Here is a 17,921-nt window from a genome sequence, read left to right as displayed (position 1 = left end):
CGGATCAGAAGGTGTAGTCGGCGCCGACCCAGAAGACGCGGCCGAGCTTGCCGGCGTCGTTCGCGGGCACGCCCTTCACGGTCTGGCCGAAGTCACGCTCGTTGAACAGGTTCTCCACCCGCAGGCGGACGGCGAGCGAGGGCGTGAAGCTGTAGGAGGTGCCGATGTCGACGCGGCTGAATCCGTCGCGCTCCGTCACCGCGCCGTTCGAATCCACCGCCTCGTAGCCGGTGGAGTGGTAGAGCGCGGTCCACAGGTTCCAGCGGTCTGTGGCGTCGAAGCTGACGCGCAGGCTGAACTGGTTCTCCGGCACCGAGGTGGACTGGCCGTCCCAGTAGATGTTGCCGTTCACCTTGGCGCCGTTCGCCCGCGTCGTCTCCAGCTTCAGGACGCGCATGTAGCCGGCCGACACCGACAGCTGGCTGGTCACGTCGAACTGCGCTTCCAGCTCCAGGCCGGACTGGTCGACCTTCACGCTTTCGATGGCGCCGTTGGTCTGCCGGGGAACGCCCTTCTGGACGATGTTGTAGAGGGCGGCGTCGAACCAGCCGCCCTTCCAGCCCTGGTTGACGCCCACCTCGATTGTCCGGGAATCGACAATGTCGTCGCCGGCCCCGCGGGTGTTGAGCGCCATGGTGCCGAAGTTGCCGTACTTCTCGAAGAATCGGTTGTAGCCGGACGCCAGCGAGGTGCGCAGACGGGTCTGCTCCAAGATGCTGTAGGCCGCGCCGACCTCGTATGACACGACGGAATCGTCGCGCAGCGTGTCCGGCTGCTTGACGCCGTTGTAGGTGATGTCGTTGTCGAAGCGGGTGTAGCGCAGGCCGCCGGTCAGCGTGAGGTTGTCGTTGAAGGTGATGGCGTTCTTCGACTTCAGCGCCACGTCGTTGAAGTTGGCGTTCCAGGCGCGGTCGCGCAGGTAGTCGGTGTGCTTGTACTCCGCCCCGACGGAGCCGTGGTAGGTGATGCCGTCGGCGACCTTGGCCTTCAGGTAGTGTTCGGCAAACGCGATGCGGTTGTTGACGGCGCGGTCGCGGGCGCGGGCTCCCCAGACGGAGTGGGTGTCGGTGGCCAGCAGGCCGGCGCGCAGGCTGCTGTACTCGCTGAAGCGATGCTCGACCGTGGCCGAGACGACGCTGGAGCGCACGGAGATCTGCTCCTCGCGCGCGTTGCGGATGATCGTCGGCTGGCTGTTGTCGAAGATGCCCAGCACCTCGATCCGGGTGTCGTCGGTGGGGTTGAAGCCGAACTTGGCCACGCCGCCCAGAACCGACTGGCCGTCCAGGTTGCTGGGCTTGCCGTTGTAGAGCGCGCGCAGGAAGGAGCCGGCGAGGTAGTAGTCCCACGCCTTGCCGCTGTCGGCGGCTTCCGCCTGGATCAGGCCCTCGCGCGCCGTGCTGGCGTCGATCGACATGGCTTGGTGGTTCTTGTAGTTGCGGCCGGACTTGATGGTGGTCTCCACCACGCCGCCGTCCGTGCCGTCGCCGTAGCCGACCGCGCGGCCGCCCTTCAGCACGCCGATCTTCTCCACGGCGATGGAGGGGATCATGGTGTTGCCGTAGCCGCCGCCCTCTTCGCCGGCCGACTTGAAGGCCGGCAGGCCGTCGATGGATTCCGACGCACCCCAGTCGCCGAAGGTGCGGATCTTGGTGCCACCGCCGAAACGGTCGCCGCCTTCCGGCTGGTTGATCAGGCCGGTCGCGTTGTAGCGCAGCGCGTCGCCCTTGTTCACCGGGTTGAGGTTTTGCAGCACCGCCCCCGACACCTCGGAGGCCGAGCGGGTGCCGGCGAAGGCCTTGTCCACCTCGGTCCGGTTCTGCTGCGACGGGTGCACGGCGGCGCCCTCCACCGTAATGGTCTGCAGCCGGAACTCCTCGGCGGAGACGGGATTCGCGGACAAGGCGGCGCTTATGGCCGCCAGACATACCAGACCGCTTCCAAAACGCATCGTATCCCCCAGCAAACAATGTCGGCTTTCGACCTGCAACCTAAGGCAGGGGTCGGCATTAATGCAAATGATTCTCATTATCATATGGAGCGTCGCGCGATGTGAATGCGTACAGGCACAGGATCTCTCCCGCGCCTTGTGCTGCGTGGTGTCGATCTTCTTCCAATGCGTGTTGAAGAGGGGGCGGTGGCCGCAAAAAGATCGGGCTGCGGTGCGCCAGACCCAACCGTCGGGCGCACAGGCACCCTGAGGTTGAGGCGGGTGCGCCGCAGCCCGATGTCCGAATCCCGTCCGGCGCTCGCCGTCCGTGTCATACGGACGGCGCCTGAAGGCTTCGTCCGTATGCCCCTCCCGCCCTTTACCCGAGGCAAAGGGCGAGAGCCTGTGGCAAAGGGCTGCCGGGTTCGATCAAAGGCGCTTGATGGAAACCTTCAGGCGCCTTTGATATCAGGCGGAGCGGACGCGGGCGATGAAGGTGGCGGTTTCGCGGCGGAGCATTTCCGACTGGCGGGACAACTCCTGCGCCTCGCTCAGCACCTGTTCGGCGGCATGCCCGGCGTCGCGCGCGGCGTGGCTGACGCCGTCGATGCCGCGGGCGACCTCCTGGGTGCCGGTCGCCGCCTGATCGACGTTGCGGGCAATCTCGCGCGTCGCGGCCTGCTGTTCCTCGACGGCGGAGGCAATGGCGGTGGCGGTCTGGCTGATGTCGCCGATCGTCTTGACGATGTCCTGGATGGCCTCCACCGCCTGGCCGGTGGCGCCCTGGACGGAGGTGATCTGGCTGGAGATCTCCTCGGTCGCCTTGGCGGTCTGGGAGGCGAGGTTCTTCACCTCCTGCGCCACGACGGCGAAGCCCTTGCCCATTTCGCCGGCGCGCGCCGCCTCGATGGTGGCGTTCAGCGCCAGCAGGTTCGTCTGGCTGGCGATGTCGTTGATCAGCTTGACCACCTCGCCGATGGTCTGGGCGGCGGCGGCGAGGCTGCGGACGATGCCGTCGGTGCGTTCCGCCTTTTCCACGGCGTTGCGCGAGGTGCGGGTCGACTGCGTGACCTGCTCCCCGATCTCGGTGATCGAGGCGGCGAGCTGTTCGGCCGCCGAGGCCACCGTCTGCACGTTGGTGGACGCCTGCTGCGCCGCGGCACTGGCGTTGCCGGCCTCGCGCATGGCGGTTTCGGCGATGCCGCTCATCGACTGCGCCGTGGCGTTCATCTCGGTGGAGGCGGAGGCGACGTGCTCCACCACCGCCTCGATGTGGCTCTGGAACTCGTCGGCCAGCCGCAGCATGCCCTCCCGCCGTTGCGCGTCGGCGCGGCGCTTGGTCTCCTCCTGCTCGGCTTGCAGTTGCGCGATGCGTTCGCCGGCTTCCTTGAAGACCAGGACGGCCTTGGCCATGGCGCCGACCTCGTTGCTCTGGTCGGTGAAGGGCACGGCCGTGGCGTGGTCGCCGTCGGCGAGGCGGACCATGCTGGTGCGCAGCCCGCCGAGGGGGACCGTGATGCTGCGGGTGATCAGCGCGGCGATGGTCAGCCCCAGCACAACCATCCCTGCGAGCCACGCGTACAGGATGGTGGCGGCGCTGTCGGCGTCCGCCGCCGACTGCCGTTCGAAGTCGGCGGCCTTGGCGTACGAGAAGGCGATCAGGTCGTCCATCCCGCGGGCGACGAGGGCGACCTGTTCGGCGCCCTTGGTGCGGGTGATGGCGCCGGCCTCGGCCCGCTTGCCCTCGCGCATAAAGGCGATGACCTCGGCGCGGATCGGCTTCCAGGCGGCGAAGGTGGTGACGATCTCCTCGACCTGCCGCTTGTCGCCGAGGAAGCGGTCCTTCACCGTCGTCAGGCTTTTGTAGACCTTGGCCTCATAGTCGTCGACGGTGCGCGCCGCGGCGTCGATGCTGGCGGTGTCGCCGGCCAGCGCCACGTCCTTCATGCCGCGGTGCATGGCGATGAGGTCGGCCTTGGCCTCCAGCGCCGCGGTGCTGACCGTGAAGGGATGGCGATAGAGCTTCGCCGTCAACTCCGACAGCCGGTCCATCTGATTGGATGCGGTCAGGCCGAGCGCGGCCGTCAACACGAGCACCGATCCGAACCCGACGACGAGGCGCGTCAGGATGGTGAGCCTTCCGAGCAACATGGGACTACCTCCGCGAGAGCGCGATGCTCGGCATACGGCCGAGGTGCGACTGCATCGGCAGAAATCTAGCCTAATAAAGTTACCGGATCGTAGCTGCCCGCTATATTATTGTTGTGATATACAATAGGCGCCTACTATTCGCGCGCCGTCTATTCGGGCCTTTGTCGCACTTTACTTGGTCGGTGCGGAGTCGTTGCGCGCCACGGCGACGCGCTCCGCCAGCATGTCGCGGACCTTCAGCCGGCCGACGTCGCCCAGCAGCAGCACCAGTTCGTCCGCGCGCGGCAGCAGGCGGGCCATCAGGACGGGGTCGCCGACGGCGCCCGACAGTGCCTCGGCGCACTGGCGGCCAAGCATGGCGGACTGCAGGCCCAGGTAGTCGCGCAGCTCGTCCAGTTCCTTGGGCCGGTGCGCGTGGCCCAGGCGGTCGCAGAAGCGGTACAGCCACTTGATCTTGCGCAGCAGCGCCACGAACAGCAGCTCGTCGAAGTCGGGGGAGGCCAGCGTGCGGGTGGTGAGCTGGACCAGCGCCTCCGCCAGGCGGACGATGGCCTCGACGTAGTCGTCCAGCGCCTCCTCGTCGGCGACCTTGACGAAGGGGGTGGCCTCCTCCTCGTGCGCCTGGAGGGAGTCGAGGATGCGCAGGGCCACCACGATCAGGCTGTCGATCTTGGCGATCACCAGCAGGCTGTCGCGCAGGGTGAGCAGGTTGCGTTCGCGCACGAAGCCGTTGATGGCCGCCGCCGCCTGCCGCAGCGCCAGCCGCGCCACGCGGCGCGACTGGTAGGCCAGCGCATCCAGCGCCGGGCTGCGGGCGCCCAGCGTCTCCATGATCAGGCGCAGGGCCTCCAGCCGCAGCAGCGTGTGTGAGAATTCGCCCAGGGTGTGGGAATGGTCGGCGGGCTGTCCGCCTTGGGATCCGGGGGTTTGTCCGATTCCGGACGCGCGCTGCACCATGGCGCGGCTGTCCTCGATCACCGCGTCGATGACCGCCAGCGCGTGCTGGCGCCCGGCGCCGCGCAGCGCGCCGATCATGGTGCGCATGGCGTTGGCGAGGTCGATGGCGCTGGGCAGGCCGCCGTCCTGGCGGGCGGCCTCGTCGCCCTCCAGCGGGCGCAGCACGCCGACGAGGCGGTCCAGCATGTGCTCGCGCGCGGCGGGCAGGAAGACGTCCAGCAGGACGGGGGCGGCGTGCCGCATGGCGATCTCGTGCAGGCGTGCCGGCGATTGCCCGACCAGCCCGTGCAGCGGGTTGGCGCCGGCCGGCAGCGAGGCGCGCCGGCGGTAGGGTTCGAGGATCGCCAGCAGCGCCTCCGCCCGGTCGAGCGTCAGCGGCTGCCGCAGGATGGCGGCGGCCTTGATAGCGTCCTGCGCCTCGCGCGCGTGACGCAGCTTGCGCGCACTCAGCCGCACGGGGGCCGCGGGCTCCGGAGTGGGGCTGGCCGGGGCCGGGCGCAGGGGGATGGCGCCGTGTCCGCCGGCCGCCGGCTGTGCCGTCGGCGCCCGGAAACGGGGAGTCCCATTGCGCCGTGCCGGCCAGAAACCCATCCTCCCCTCCGTTTGCGGCAAGTCCCGCGCCGCACATCGTCTGGCGATGACTTTGCTGTCGTTGTCGCGGATTCCTTCGTCATCATCGCTCAGTCGGGGTGCGGAGGCAAATGTATCGTTTTCAACTTTCTTCCTATCCGTTTTTAGTGACAAGGTTTTCCTTCTGGTCTGCTGCGAATTTGTTGGCGTTTTCCCGGCAAATGTCACGGATGCGCCCTGCGGCCCACGGTCGCGGCCGGATTCCTTCGGTAGCGAAGCCTTGGCGCGCACCGATAAACCGTATTAATAGTGTGGTTATGGCGGACGGCGGCGACATGAAGGTGGAGGACAGTCCTCTGGGGGGCGGTGGGGCGACCCGGCCGGACTCGCTGCTGGCCCTGCGCGGGCACCGCACCAACATGGTGGGCGTGCCGGCGGAGGTGCTGTCCACCACCGCCTTCAACGCATCCCCCCGCATCCTGCGCATCCACGGCACCCGCGGCACGCACGGCGAGCTGTTCGAGGCGCTGGACGAGGTGCCGACGGCCGAGGCGGCGGCCGACGTCTTCCAGGGCTACATGGCGCAGACCTTCGGCCTGAACCCGGATTTCTCGGGGGCGGAGGGCAGCGACGGCAAGCGGCGCTTCCGCGCCAGCTATTTGCGGTTGCTGAAGGGCTGGATGTTCGATTCCAACGCCACCGAAGGCGCGGTGCTGAAGGGCTGGGCCGAAAGCCGCTTCGGCCTGCTGCCGACGTGGCACAAGGAGCCGATCCGCCGCTTCGCGTCCGACGCGTGGCGGACGTACGGGGAGGAGAAGACCTCCACCCGCTTCCACAACAACCACATCGACCTGCAGCTCGACCTTCTGTACGAATACTGCCAATGGTGGATCCGCCGCGGCTGGCCCGACGCGCCGATGCCCGCGCGTGCCCAGGCGATCAGGCTCTACCGCGGCGTCAACGGCGTCGATGAGCACCACGTCATCGAACGGCCGGACAAGCGCACGGCGGTGCTGCGCCTGAACAATCTCTCCTCCTTTTCGATCGAGCGTGACATCGCCGGCCAGTTCGGCGACTACATCCTGGAAACCCAGGTGCCGATCGTGAAGATCGTCTTCTTCCGCGACATCCTGCCCCGCTACCCGTTTCGCGGGGAGGGGGAATATCTCGTGGTCGGTGGCGACTACCGCGTGTCGGTGTCGCTTTTCTGACAGCACCGGCCACGGCCCGATCCTTGCAGGCTTTTCCCGTCATGACCGACGCAACGCTTCGTTCCCGGGCGCTGGGCGCCTACCTCGGGCTCGCCTGCGGCGACGCCCTGGGCGCCACCGTGGAGTTCCTGACAAAGGGCGAGATCGCCCACCAGCACGGCGTGCACAAGCACATCAAGGGCGGCGGCTGGCTGCGCCTGAAGCCCGGGCAGGTCACCGACGACACGGAGATGTCGCTGCACCTCGGCCGCGCCATCCTGGCCGGGCCGGAGTGGGACGCCAAGCGCGTGGCGGAGGAGTTCGCCATTTGGCTGAAAGGCCACCCGGTCGATGTCGGGGATACGACACGTCGCGGCATCCGCCGCTACATCATGCACGGCACGCTGTCGGAACCGGCGTCGGAGCACCACGCCGGCAACGGGGCCGCCATGCGCAACCTGCCCGTCGTGCTGGCGACGCTCGGCGACGAGGAGGCGTTCCGCGTCTGGTCGCTGGAGCAGGCGCACATCACGCACAACAATCCGCTGTCCGACGCCGCCATCCTGACGCTGGGCACCATGGTGCGCCGGCTGCTGACCGGCGGCGGCGTGAAGGAGATGCGCGACGAGGCCAACGCGCTGGTTGCCGCGCACCGCGCCTTCAAGTTCCAGCCCTACCGCAACCTGTCCACCGCCTACATCGTCGATACGGTGCAGACGGTGTTCCACTACTACTTCCAGACCGACACGGTGGAATCCTGCATCGTCGAGACGGTGAACCAGGGCGGCGACGCCGACACCACCGGCGCCATCGCCGGCATGCTGGCCGGCGCCACCTACGGCGTCGAGGCGATCCCGCCGCGCTGGCTGAAGAAGCTCGATCCCAAGGTGCACGACGAGATCCGCGCGCAGGTCGACGGCCTGCTGGCCCGTGCGCCGCTGCTTTCCAAAGGATGATCGTATGGCCAAGGTGATCTTCTACGAAAAGCCGGGCTGCGGCGGCAACGCGCGCCAGAAGAAGCTGCTGGAGGATGCCGGGCACCGGCTGGACGTGCGCGACCTTTTGTCCACGCCCTGGACGCGCGAGAGCCTGCGCCCCTTCTTCGGCGACCGCCCGGTGGCCGAGTGGTTCAACCGCGCCGCCCCGGCGGTGAAGTCCGGGGACGTGGTGCCGGAATCGCTGGACGCGGACACGGCGCTGGCCATGATGCTGGCCACGCCGCTGCTGATCCGCAGGCCGCTGATGCAGGTGGGCGAACGGCGGGAGTGCGGCTTCGACGCCGACGCGGTGGATGCCTGGATCGGTCTGGCGAACAAGCCGGCCGGCAGCGTCGAAGGCTGTCCGAAACCCGACATGCCGCCCTGTCCGACGCCCGCCAAGGGGTGACGGGGGCGGCTGAACGTCGTAGGTTGGGTTGAGCCGTCAGGCGAAAACCCAACGATCGGGGCGACACCATGTGCGAACTCCTGGGCATGAGCGCCAACGTGCCCACGGACATCTGCTTCAGCTTCACCGGGCTGATGAACCGCGGCGGCCGCACCGGCCCGCACCGTGACGGCTGGGGCATCGCCTTCTACGAGGGCAAAGGCTGCCGCACCTTCCACGACCCGGCGCCGAGCTGTGAATCGGAGATCGCGCGGCTGCTGCGCGCCTATCCGATCAAGAGCTGCGTCGTCATCTCGCACATCCGTCGCGCCAACCGCGGCCGGGTGTCGCTGGAGAACACGCACCCCTTCACGCGCGAGCTGTGGGGGCGGGTGTGGACCTTCGCCCACAACGGCCAGCTGAAGGGCATCAAGCGCTTTGCGCTGGGCCATTACCGGCCGGTCGGGTCGACCGACAGCGAGCATGCCTTCTGCTGGCTGCTCGGCCGCATCCGCGAGCGCTTCCCCGAACCGCCGCGCGGCGAGGCGGCGCTGCACGCCCTGATCCGCGAACTGGCGGCGGAACTGGGGGGCCTGGGTGTGTTCAACATGCTGCTGTCGGATGGCCGCAACCTGTGGTGCCACTGCGCCAGCAACCTCGCCTGGATCACCCGCAAGGCGCCCTTCGGCCCGGCGACGCTGATCGACGAGGACATGACCGTGGATTTCGAGAAGGAGACGACACCCGACGACGTCGTCACCGTCATCGCCACCCGCCCCCTCACCCGCGACGAGGAATGGACGGTGATGGACAAGGGCACGATGGCCGTGTTCCGCGACGGGCTGAAGGTGGGGTGACGGTGTAACGTTGGGTTTTCGCTGGCGCTCAACCCAACCTACCGCTCAGCCGTAGGTTGGGTTGAGGCTCAAGCCGAAAACCCAACGTCACGCACCCATCGCCGCGTCGATCCGTGCGATCGCTTCATCCAGTGGCAGGTCGATGCGGGTGATGTTATGCAACTCCAGGAAGCGGGCCTCGTTCTTCGTCAGCTCGCCGGGGATCACCGCCCAGTGGCGGTCGGCCGAGCGCTTGGCGATCTGGCGGGCGAAGGTGCGCTGGATCTCCGCGTCGAAGCGGCAGCCGAGGTAGAGGAACGAACGGCCGGCGCGGCGGTCGATCACGGTGGGCGGGATCGGCGACTGGATGTCGATCTCTGTCAGCACCTCGACGAAGTCGGAGTCCGAGATCAGGTAGTTGCCGGCCGGCGACACGCTGCCCGACGGCTTGTACAGCACCGTCTGCCAGCCCTCCGCCGCCTCGGCCGTCGCGGCGCTGCCGTCGGGGGCGTAGTAGCGGACCCACTCGCCGGTCGATTGCGGGTGGGAGAGGCCCTGGATCTGGCCCCAGGTGCGGCCCTCGTCGGCGGCCAGCAGCTTCGCCAGCACGTCGTCGTACCAGACATCGACGACCAGCGGCGGGGCCGGCAGGGAAGCGATCCAGCGGTGCACGGGCGTCGCCGGCACGTCGGTGCGGAAGATGCCGGTGAGGATCGTCTCCAGCGTCTTGCGGTGGCGGCGCGTCTCGATGAACTGGGCGACGGCGGTCAGGCTGCTGCGGATGCGGCCGGGGGCCGCCACCTTGGCGTTCAGTCCCTGCACCAGCTCCGCCGAGGTGCGGGGGATCGGGCAGGCATCCTCGGGCAGCAGCGCGAAGGCGCCCGGCCCCAGGTAGGGCACCACGGTGCGGGCCTTGAGCGCCGAGGCGATCTCGGCGATGGCGGCTCCGGTGTCGATCGGGGCGTCGGCCAGGGGGGCGGTCAGGGTCTCGCTCATGTCGGTTCTTTCCTAATAGATCGCAGCCCCGGCGCCGGTGTTGACCGTGGCGTCCTTCAGCGTGTCGACCATGAATTGGATTTGTTCCTGCGTGACCTTGTGGTGCAGCGGCAGGGCCAGCGCGCGGTCCACCGTCTTCTGGCAGACCGGGCAGTCGGCGCGGCCGTGGCCGCGCTCCTGGTAGTACTGCTGGGTGTACAGCGCCTGGCCGTAGTCGGACGCGTCCACCGCGTGGGTGTCCAGGTCCTCAATGATCGCCTTGCGTCCCGACGCGGTGAAGCGGGTGCCCAGGTGCACGGCGTAGACCATGGGGTACACGGCCGTGACGCCGGGGCCGGTGTAGGGCGGCTTGATGCCCTCGAACGACGCCATGGCGGCGTCGTACCACGCCACCACCTGCGCGCGCTTGGCCAGGATCTCCGGCAGCCGCTGGAGCTGCACGAGGCCCAGTGCGGCGTTCAGGTCGTTCATCTTCGCCTGCCAGGGCACCGTGCGGGTGATGACGACCGTGTTGCGGTGCGCCACCTCGCGCCGGCGCAGGTAGCGCAGTTGGTGGGCGAGGTCCTTGTCGTCGGTGACGATCATGCCGCCTTCGCCGGTCAGCAGCACGCCGGGTTCCGAGAAGTCGAAGATCGCGGCGTCGCCGAAGGAACCCACCAGCCGGTCGCGGTAGGTGGAGCCGATGGCCTCCGTCGAATCCTCGATCAGGATCAGGCCCCTGGCGTCGGCCAGGGCGCGCAGCTCGTCCCAATGGGCGGGATGGCCGTTGACGTTGGCGGCGATGATCGCCTTTGTGGCCGGCGTCACCTTGGCCTCGGCCTTGGCCGGGTTGATGGTGTGCTGCCAATAGTCGATGTCGACGAACACCGGCGTCGCCCCGGCCAGCGCCACCGCGTGCTGCACCTGATGCCAGCCGTAGGGGGAGCACAGCACCTCGTCGCCCGGCCCCAGGCCGTAGGCCTTGAGGGTGAGCAGCATGGCGATGGTGCCGCTGGACACGGCGACCGCGTGCGCCCGCCCCACGTACTTGGCGAAGGCGTTCTCGAATGCCTCCGTCATGCGGCCGTCGCTGAACGAGCCGGAGGTCAGGACGCGGCCCAGGACCTCCACCTCGGCGGCGGAGATGTCGGGGTCGGTGAGGGGGATGTACTCGTCTTCCCCGTCATCGGCCGGTGCGCCGTCGGCCGGTGCGTCGTCGAGGGGGGCCGTCATTCCTCGTCGTCCCGTTCGGCGATCACGATGCCGGTGGCGCCCGCCGGGTTGGCGGTGATGGCCCAGCAGTGGTTGGTGCCGTCCACCAGGAAGAGGGCGAAGCGCCCGTCCTCCTTGTACGGGTCCTCGGCCATGACCGAGGCGAAGGTGCCGGTCACCGACAGGCCGGGGTTGGCGCCCTTCACGGCGTGCACGATGGCGTTCAGCTTGTCGCCCGCCGCGAAGCGCTGGTTGGCGAAAGCGAGGATGGAGTCGATCCGTTCGGCCGCAATTCCCATGGCGTCACTCCGCGCCGCGCTTCTTGGCTTCGACGGTGATCGGCAGGCGGGTGTCGGCCGGCATGTCCGGCAGGTCCAGCGTCCAGCCGTTGGCGACCTTGACCCAGCCGCCCCACAGACCGGGCTTCTCGATCTCGACGATCGGCTCTTCCAGGTCCTTCTTGGCGACGTAGATCGAGTATTGCTCGGCGACCTTACGGATCATGACCTTCATTGTACGGGCTCCCGGGGATGCAAGGGGGTGTTCGCGTTGTCGGTGATCAGGCTGCCAGCCGCGCGAACAGCGGCGGCAGCTCGGTGAGGACGGTGTCGATGTCGGCCGCGGTGGTGTAGCGGCTGAGCGAGAAGCGCAGGGTGGCCGCGGCCTCCGCGCGCGACAGGCCCATGGCCAGAAGCACGTGGCTGGGCTCGTTGCCGCCGGACGCGCAGGCAGCACCCATGGACACCTGGATGCCGGCGCGGTCGAGCCGCATCAGCAGCGCCTCCGCCTCGATCGGGTGGCCGTGCCCGTCGGCGAAGCGGATGCTGGTGGTGTTGGGCACGCGCTCCGCCCCGGCGCCGTTGACGCGGCTGCCCGGCCACGCGGCCAGGATGCCGCGCTCCAGCCGGTCGCGCAGGATGGACATGGAAGCGGCGGCACCACCCTCGACCGCCGCGCGGGCCAGTCGCGCGGCGACGCCGAAGCCGGCGATGGCCGGCACGTTCTCCGTACCGCCGCGCCGCCGCCGCTCCTGGTGGCCGTGGATGAGGGGATGGAGGGGCGTGCCCTTGCGGACGTACAGCGCGCCGGCACCCTTCGGCCCGTGCAGCTTGTGCGCGGACAGCGACAGCAGGTCGGCGTTGAGCGCGTCCACGTCCGTTGGCAGGCGGCCGGCCAGCTGCACGGCGTCCACGTGGACCAGCGCGCCGCGCGCCTGCGCCACGTCGGCGGCCTCGGCCGCCGGCAGGAGCACGCCGGTCTCGTTGTTCGCCGCCATGATGGAGACCAGCGCGGTGGTCTCGTCCACCGCCACGCGCAGGTCGGACAGGGCGATGCGGCCGGCGGCGTCCACCGGCAGGCGCGTCACCGTCCAGCCTTGGCGCTCCAGGTCGTCGAACAGCATGAGGGTGGCGGGGTGCTCGACCGCGGTGGTCACCACGTGGGTGCGCTGGGGCTGCGTTTCCTCGACGGCGCGCAGCGCGCCGAGGATGGCGAGGTGGTTGGCCTCGGTGGCGCTGGCGGTGAAGGTGATCTCGGCGGCGCGGGCCCCGATCAACGACGCCACCGACGCGCGCGCCTCGCTCACCGCCTGCTTCGCCGCCATGCCCGCGGAATGCGGGCTGGACGGATTGCCGAAGGCGTCGCCGAGGTGCGGCAGCATGGCGTTCCGAACTTCGGGCGCCAGCGGCGTGGTGGCGTTGTTGTCGAGGTAGATCATGCGGTCACCCCAGCACGCCGGGCTTCGGGCGGAGCGTGTTGCCGAGGGGGGTCAGCTCCTCCTCGAAGCAGCCGACCAGCACGCCGCCGGGGAACTCCACGGCATAGACGGGGATGTTGCCGTCCTCCGTGCGGCCGACGCGGGCCACCTCGCCCGGCGTACCCTTGGGCACCAGCAGGGCGCCGGGGGCGGCGTGCGGATGGCTGCCGTCGTTGAACAGGTCGGCGGCGGCCGTCACGCGCATGCCCCAGTCGTAGATCGGCTCGCGCGGCGGGACGAACCCGGCGGCTTCGGGGGCGGCGGTCTCGCTCGTCTCGCTCGTCTGGCTCATGGCGGTGCTCCGGGGTTCGGGGACAGGTTCAGGGCTTGGGGGCGTTCAGGGTGTCGTCGACCAGCTCCATCTCCCTGGCGCGCATGCCGACGATGATCCGCTGCTCGTAGAAGTCGACGGCGTAGATGTAATACATCTGCAAGTATGTGCCGATCGACTTGACGTAGCCGACGTCGCCGGCACGGATCAGGTAGTCGCCGAGGGGGCGGCCGGGGTAGGTGCCGTCGTTACGGATGTCCTTGAGGGAGCGGATCTTGTCCCCCTCCTCGAACACGGGCGGGCCGGCCAGTTCGACCTCGTCGTCGGGGTGCCGGGCACGTTCACGGGCCGCCATGGCTCACCTCATGCATCGGGAAGGACCGCCGGCGTCAGGCCGGCGAGACGGTCGCGGGCGACCTGGCGCACCTCGTCCACGGGGTCGTGGGCCAGCGGCTCCAGGTCTTCGGGGGCGATGCGGCTGGCGACGACGAAGCGCACGCACCAGTCGGCATCGCGCGCCAGCGGCGCCAGCTTCTCCGGCGGCAGGCGACGGGCCACCTCCATGCGCACGCGCGGGCTGTCGTCCCAGGCCATGCTGGCCAGCCAGTCGGGGCCGATGCGGCGCGCCACGTCCAGGCGCACCTCCGGGTCGTCGTCGTGCATCATCGCCGGCAGCATGCCTTCCGGCACGCGCCGCGCGACGCGCAGCCGCACGGAATAGTCAGGGTCGCGCATCATGGGCGCCAGATCGCCGTCCTCCAGCCGCACGCAGACGGCGATGCGCACCTCGCGGTCGGGGTCGGAGCGCATGCGCAGCAGCAGCCGGCGCGGCAGGCGGCGCGCCACGCTGGCGCGCACCGTCTCGTCCGGATCCTCCATCAGGCGGGTGATGAGGAAGATCGGCGCGCAGCGCGCGGCCAGGGCCCGCACCTCGAAGTAGGGGTGGTCGAGGTATTCGGCGGCGAGGTCCGGGTTCCAGTCGAAGAAGCGCTGGACGCGGCGGGCGTAACGGTCGTGCACGCAGGCGCGCAGCGGTTCGCAGCGTCCAGTGGCATCGGACCGACTGGAGAGGCGGTCCTCGTGGGCGCAGCCGCCGCAGGCGACGGGACGGCCCAGCCAGTCGATCGCGGCGTCGATGTCGGTCATTCCTCCTCCTCCCGCCCGGCGCGGTCGGCGACGGCGAGCAGCCGGTCGGCCCCCATGCGGTTGGCGGTGTCGAGGGCCAGGACCTTGCCCAGCGCCTCGCGCCCCTCCTCGATCCGGCCCAGGCGCAGCAGCAGGTAGCCCACCGCGGTCAGCGCGAAGAGGAAGAAGCGCGGCGGCGTGTCGAGGCTGGCGAAGTCGGCGCTGTCGCGCGTCACCGTGCGCCAGTCGGCGTCGTTGCGGCCCAGCAGGGCCAGCGCGTGGCCGACCATGCGCTCGCCGTACGCCAGGGCGGCGTCCAGGTTGGCCTTGTAGAAGTGGAACTTGTAGTGGCCGAGGTCGACGAGGCGGTGGCCGGGGGCCAGCTCGGCCGCGCGGGCGAGGTGGGCGGCCGCCGCGCCGGTGTCGGCATAGCTGGCGGCGGCCAGATGCAGGCACCGTTCCGCTTCCGCGGGCAGGTCGCCGCCGTAGTAACGGCGTTCGATCCAGCTTTCGTCCAGCTCCGCCAGCATGGACTTGCCTCATCGCAGAAGGGAGGGAAGCGAGAGGGCCGGGATGAGGAGGACATGCAGGGCGCGGCGTACCAGACCGCGGCCCCCTCACCCCGGCTCTCAGCGGATCGCCGATCCGCCAGCCGTGGGCCGTGCGAAGGGGGATCGCACGGCCGGCATTCAGGCGGGCACGCAGCAGTCGGCCGGGCACACCGCGGCGCACTGCGGGCTGTCGAACTGGCCTTCGCATTCCGTGCACTTGGCCGGGTCGATGATGTAGGTGCCCTTCTTCAGGCTGATGGCCAGGTTCGGGCACTCGGCCTCGCAGGCGCCGCACACGGTGCACTCGGCGGACTTGATCTTGTAAGCCATGGGACTCGCTCCTTGCTGTGTGTTGGGCTGTGTGTTGGCCCGCGCCGGGGCCGGTGGACGGAAAGGGTTACGCGCGCAACGCCGCCGGCTCGGCCGGGCGGATCACGGCGTCGCGGGTCACCCCGTTCGGGGCCAGACCTTGCGACACCCGCTCGGCGTACGCCTTGAAGTAGGTCAATGCCGACTCTTCGATGTATTCGAAGGCATAGGAATCAACCGGCTCGATGCCCGCCGCTTCCAGGGTCTTCTTCGGGCAGCCGCCGATCTTGGCGACGAACACCGCCGCGCAGTCGTTGATGGCCGCCAGCACGGTGGACAGCGCGTCGTCGTCGCCCGAACCGCCCTCGCAGTACTGCTCGACCCGGCGGTGGCCGACGAACTTGGCGCCAGCGTGACCGACCTCGTAGATCTGGAATTCCCGGGCGTGGCCGAAGTGCTCGTTGATGCGCTCGCCGCCCTTGGTGGCGACGGCGACGAGGATCGGCTTCACCTCGGCGCTGACCGTCTCGGCCACCTCGGCGCGCGCCGCTTCCTTCGATTCGGCGCGCTTGGCGCGCTCGGATTCGACGTGCTCGCGGTAGGTCTTGCGGACGGCGTCGTCGGTCGAGACCTCCATCGCCTCGATGCGGTCGATGGTGAACTCGTCGCCGCGGTCCTCGCCCAGCAGGCCGACGGCGTCGGCGCGGCACTGGCGGCAGTGGCGCATCAGCTTGGCCCCGCCCTCGCACTTGTCCTGCAGGACCTTCAGCTCCTGCGCGGTGGGGCCGCGCTGGCCGGTCAGGCCGAAGTGGGTGCCGTGCGCCGGGTCGGAGATCAGCGGCATGATGTTGTGCAGGAAGGCGCCGCGCTTCTTCACCTGCGCGTTCACCTCCATCAGGTGCTCGTCGTTGATGCCGGGGATCATGACCGAGTTGATCTTGGCCAGGATACCGGCCGAGGTCAGCATCTCCAGGCCCAGCATCTGCCGCTCGTGCAGGATCTTGGCGGCGTCGCGGCCGGTCCAGCGCTTGTGGTTGTGGAAGATCCAGGGGTAGATCCGCTCGCCCACCTCCGGGTCGACCATGTTGATGGTGATCGTCACGTGGTCGACGTTGTAGTTCTTCAGCCGCTCCACGTGGTCGGGCAGGGCCAGGCCGTTGGTGGAGATGCACAGCTTCAGGTCGGGCGCCAGCTTCGACAGCATCTCGAACGTCGCGAAGCTGTTCTTGCCGCCGGCGGCCAGGGAATCGCCGGGGCCGGCGATGCCGATGACGGAGAGCTGCGGGATCTCCTGCGCCACCGCCAGGACCTTTTTCACGGCCTGCTCGGGCGTCAGCTTCTCCGACACCACGCCGGGGCGGCTTTCGTTCGAACAGTCGTACTTGCGGTTGCAGTAGTTGCACTGGATGTTGCAGGCCGGCGCCACGGCGACGTGCATGCGGGCGAAGTAGTGGTGCGCCTCTTCGCTGTAGCACGGGTGATTCTTGACCTTCTCCCACACCTCCGGCGCCATGTCGGCCGGCCCGTCGGAGGAGCCGCAGGCCGAGGAGGTGCAGCCCGATGCCGGCGGCGCGTCGGTGGCCGCCTTCAGCTCACCCACCCCGAGAATGCCGTCCAGCTTGATCACGTTGCCCATCACCCACTCCTTCCAGCGTGCGTCGGTCGGATAGGCTTGAGCAAGGCGCATGCCAGTTGATGATTGCGTTTATTTTCAACGGATTGCGGTGATTGTCGGGGCCGCGTCCCCCTGTCGGCTATGCGACAAAGCCCCGAATCTGTCGGGGACATGACACGGGAATCAGGACGTTGCGAGCGTGCGCAGCGCCTCGCGCAGCAGGCGCAGGGCGGGGTCGTCGGGCTGGCCGTGCCGCTGGCCGATGGCGATCCGGCGCAGCACCGGCGGGTCCAGCGGGCGGGTGACTACGCGCGCGCCCAGGTCGGCGACGGTGTCCGCCGTCATGACCGATGCCCCCATCCCGGCCGCCACCATGGCGCGCACCGCGTCGTTGCTGCCCAGCTCCATGACGGGATGCGCCGTGATGCCGCCGGTCTGCAGCCACGCCAGCGTGTGGGCGCGCTGGCGCGTCGGCCGTTCGTCGAGGATGAGGGGGAATCGCGCGAGGTCGGCCGGGGTCACCGCGTCGGGCACGTCCGCGCCGGCCGGGAAGACGGCGACCAGCGGGTCGGTGCGCAGCGGCTCCACCGTGAGGCCGCGCTCGTCCACCGGCAGGGTGAGGACGGCGAGGTCGAAGTCGCCGGCCAGCAGGCCGCGCACGATGGTGTCGGCGGTGCCGACGCGGACCACCACTTCCAGGTCCGGACGGCGGTCGCGCAGCGTCTTCAGCACGCGCGGCAGCAGGTAGGCGGCGATGGACGCGCCCGAGCCCAGCCGCACGCGGCCCAGCGCGCCGTCGCGATGACGGCGGATCGCCTCCAGCGCGGCGTCGATCTCCGCCGTGATGCGGCGGGCATGGACGACCAGCGTCTCGCCGGCCGGCGTCGGCACGGCGCGCCGCCCCATGCGGTCGAGCAGCGGCACGCCCAGGCGCGCTTCCAGTTCGCGCAGCTGCAGGCTGACCGCCGGCTGCGTGAGGTTGAGCCGCCGCGCGGCGGCCGAAAAGCTGCCGAGGTCGACCACCGTGAGGAAGGTGCGGAGCTGGTCGGGGTTCAGGTTGCGCATGGGGGCATCTCAAAGGAACGCTTATGGCATGTGCCAGAAAACCAAA

At 69.3% G+C, this 17,921-nt stretch carries 19 protein-coding genes; 4 read left to right on the top strand and 15 right to left on the bottom strand.

Annotated features, from left to right (window positions below):
* Positions 1–4: 4 nt before the first annotated feature.
* The 3 genes from VED21_RS02845 to VED21_RS02835 form a co-directional block, all read right to left on the bottom strand.
* Positions 5–1,900, bottom strand: coding sequence for a TonB-dependent receptor (locus VED21_RS02845; RefSeq protein WP_324880797.1), 1,896 nt, complete (start codon positions 1,898–1,900; stop codon positions 5–7).
* A gap of 495 nt (positions 1,901–2,395) precedes the next feature.
* Complete coding sequence (locus tag VED21_RS02840; protein ID WP_324880796.1) at positions 2,396–4,078, bottom strand: methyl-accepting chemotaxis protein; 1,683 nt, start codon at positions 4,076–4,078, stop codon at positions 2,396–2,398.
* Positions 4,079–4,249: 171 nt separating this feature from the next.
* A complete protein-coding gene (locus VED21_RS02835) occupies positions 4,250–5,626 on the bottom strand; it encodes a hypothetical protein (protein ID WP_324880795.1) in 1,377 nt (458 codons plus the stop codon).
* A 314-nt stretch (positions 5,627–5,940) separates the two neighbouring features.
* Between VED21_RS02835 and VED21_RS02830 the strand changes: the two genes are divergently transcribed.
* The 4 genes from VED21_RS02830 to VED21_RS02815 all read left to right on the top strand — a co-directional run bounded on the left by VED21_RS02830 (position 5,941) and on the right by VED21_RS02815 (position 9,017).
* Positions 5,941–6,816 (top strand): NAD(+)--dinitrogen-reductase ADP-D-ribosyltransferase, encoded by an 876-nt coding sequence (locus VED21_RS02830; RefSeq protein WP_324880794.1) that lies wholly within the window; start codon positions 5,941–5,943, stop codon positions 6,814–6,816.
* 41 nt (positions 6,817–6,857) lie between these two features.
* On the top strand, positions 6,858–7,751 hold the full coding sequence (draG, locus tag VED21_RS02825) for an ADP-ribosyl-[dinitrogen reductase] hydrolase (RefSeq protein WP_324880793.1): 894 nt from the start codon (positions 6,858–6,860) through the stop codon (positions 7,749–7,751).
* Positions 7,726–8,181, top strand: a complete 456-nt coding sequence (locus tag VED21_RS02820; RefSeq protein ID WP_324880792.1) for an ArsC/Spx/MgsR family protein — start codon at positions 7,726–7,728, stop codon at positions 8,179–8,181. Before draG ends, VED21_RS02820 begins: the two co-directional genes overlap by 26 nt.
* A gap of 68 nt (positions 8,182–8,249) precedes the next feature.
* Entirely contained in the window at positions 8,250–9,017 is a 768-nt protein-coding gene (locus tag VED21_RS02815) for a class II glutamine amidotransferase (protein WP_324880791.1), read from the top strand.
* Positions 9,018–9,104: 87 nt separating this feature from the next.
* Here VED21_RS02815 and VED21_RS02810 read toward each other — a convergent pair whose 3' ends face one another.
* The 12 genes from VED21_RS02810 to VED21_RS02755 form a co-directional block, all read right to left on the bottom strand.
* Positions 9,105–9,992: an SIR2 family protein gene (locus VED21_RS02810; protein ID WP_324880790.1), complete on the bottom strand. Its 888-nt coding sequence runs from the start codon at positions 9,990–9,992 to the stop codon at positions 9,105–9,107.
* Positions 9,993–10,004: 12 nt separating this feature from the next.
* Positions 10,005–11,204, bottom strand: coding sequence for a DegT/DnrJ/EryC1/StrS family aminotransferase (locus tag VED21_RS02805; protein ID WP_324880789.1), 1,200 nt, complete (start codon positions 11,202–11,204; stop codon positions 10,005–10,007).
* Positions 11,201–11,482: a hypothetical protein gene (locus tag VED21_RS02800; RefSeq protein ID WP_324880788.1), complete on the bottom strand. Its 282-nt coding sequence runs from the start codon at positions 11,480–11,482 to the stop codon at positions 11,201–11,203. Before VED21_RS02800 ends, VED21_RS02805 begins: the two co-directional genes overlap by 4 nt.
* A 4-nt stretch (positions 11,483–11,486) precedes the next feature.
* A complete protein-coding gene (nifT, locus tag VED21_RS02795; protein WP_324880787.1) occupies positions 11,487–11,696 on the bottom strand; it encodes a putative nitrogen fixation protein NifT in 210 nt (69 codons plus the stop codon).
* A gap of 46 nt (positions 11,697–11,742) precedes the next feature.
* Entirely contained in the window at positions 11,743–12,900 is a 1,158-nt protein-coding gene (locus tag VED21_RS02790) for a cysteine desulfurase family protein (RefSeq protein ID WP_324880786.1), read from the bottom strand.
* A gap of 4 nt (positions 12,901–12,904) precedes the next feature.
* Positions 12,905–13,231, bottom strand: a complete 327-nt coding sequence (locus VED21_RS02785; RefSeq protein WP_324880785.1) for a nitrogen fixation protein NifZ — start codon at positions 13,229–13,231, stop codon at positions 12,905–12,907.
* Between the two features lie 28 nt (positions 13,232–13,259).
* Complete coding sequence (locus VED21_RS02780) at positions 13,260–13,565, bottom strand: nitrogen fixation protein NifZ (protein ID WP_324880784.1); 306 nt, start codon at positions 13,563–13,565, stop codon at positions 13,260–13,262.
* 8 nt (positions 13,566–13,573) lie between these two features.
* Positions 13,574–14,356 carry a 4Fe4S-binding leucine-rich repeat protein gene (locus VED21_RS02775; RefSeq protein ID WP_324880783.1) on the bottom strand — a complete coding sequence of 261 codons (783 nt, stop codon included), beginning with the start codon at positions 14,354–14,356 and terminating at the stop codon, positions 13,574–13,576.
* Positions 14,353–14,865, bottom strand: coding sequence for a hypothetical protein (locus VED21_RS02770; RefSeq protein ID WP_324880782.1), 513 nt, complete (start codon positions 14,863–14,865; stop codon positions 14,353–14,355). Before VED21_RS02770 ends, VED21_RS02775 begins: the two co-directional genes overlap by 4 nt.
* Before the next feature lie 159 nt (positions 14,866–15,024).
* A complete protein-coding gene (locus tag VED21_RS02765; protein WP_324880781.1) occupies positions 15,025–15,216 on the bottom strand; it encodes a 4Fe-4S dicluster domain-containing protein in 192 nt (63 codons plus the stop codon).
* Positions 15,217–15,283: 67 nt separating this feature from the next.
* The gene (nifB, locus tag VED21_RS02760) at positions 15,284–16,831 is read right to left on the bottom strand and encodes a nitrogenase cofactor biosynthesis protein NifB (protein ID WP_324880780.1); all 1,548 of its coding nucleotides are present in this window, start codon (positions 16,829–16,831) and stop codon (positions 15,284–15,286) included.
* Between the two features lie 162 nt (positions 16,832–16,993).
* Positions 16,994–17,875, bottom strand: a complete 882-nt coding sequence (locus tag VED21_RS02755) for a LysR family transcriptional regulator (protein WP_324880779.1) — start codon at positions 17,873–17,875, stop codon at positions 16,994–16,996.
* Between the last annotated feature and the right edge of the window lie 46 nt (positions 17,876–17,921).

Source organism: Azospirillum sp. (assembly GCF_035627195.1).
Lineage (GTDB): Bacteria > Pseudomonadota > Alphaproteobacteria > Azospirillales > Azospirillaceae > Azospirillum.
This window is presented reverse-complemented; position numbering and strand designations above follow the sequence as displayed.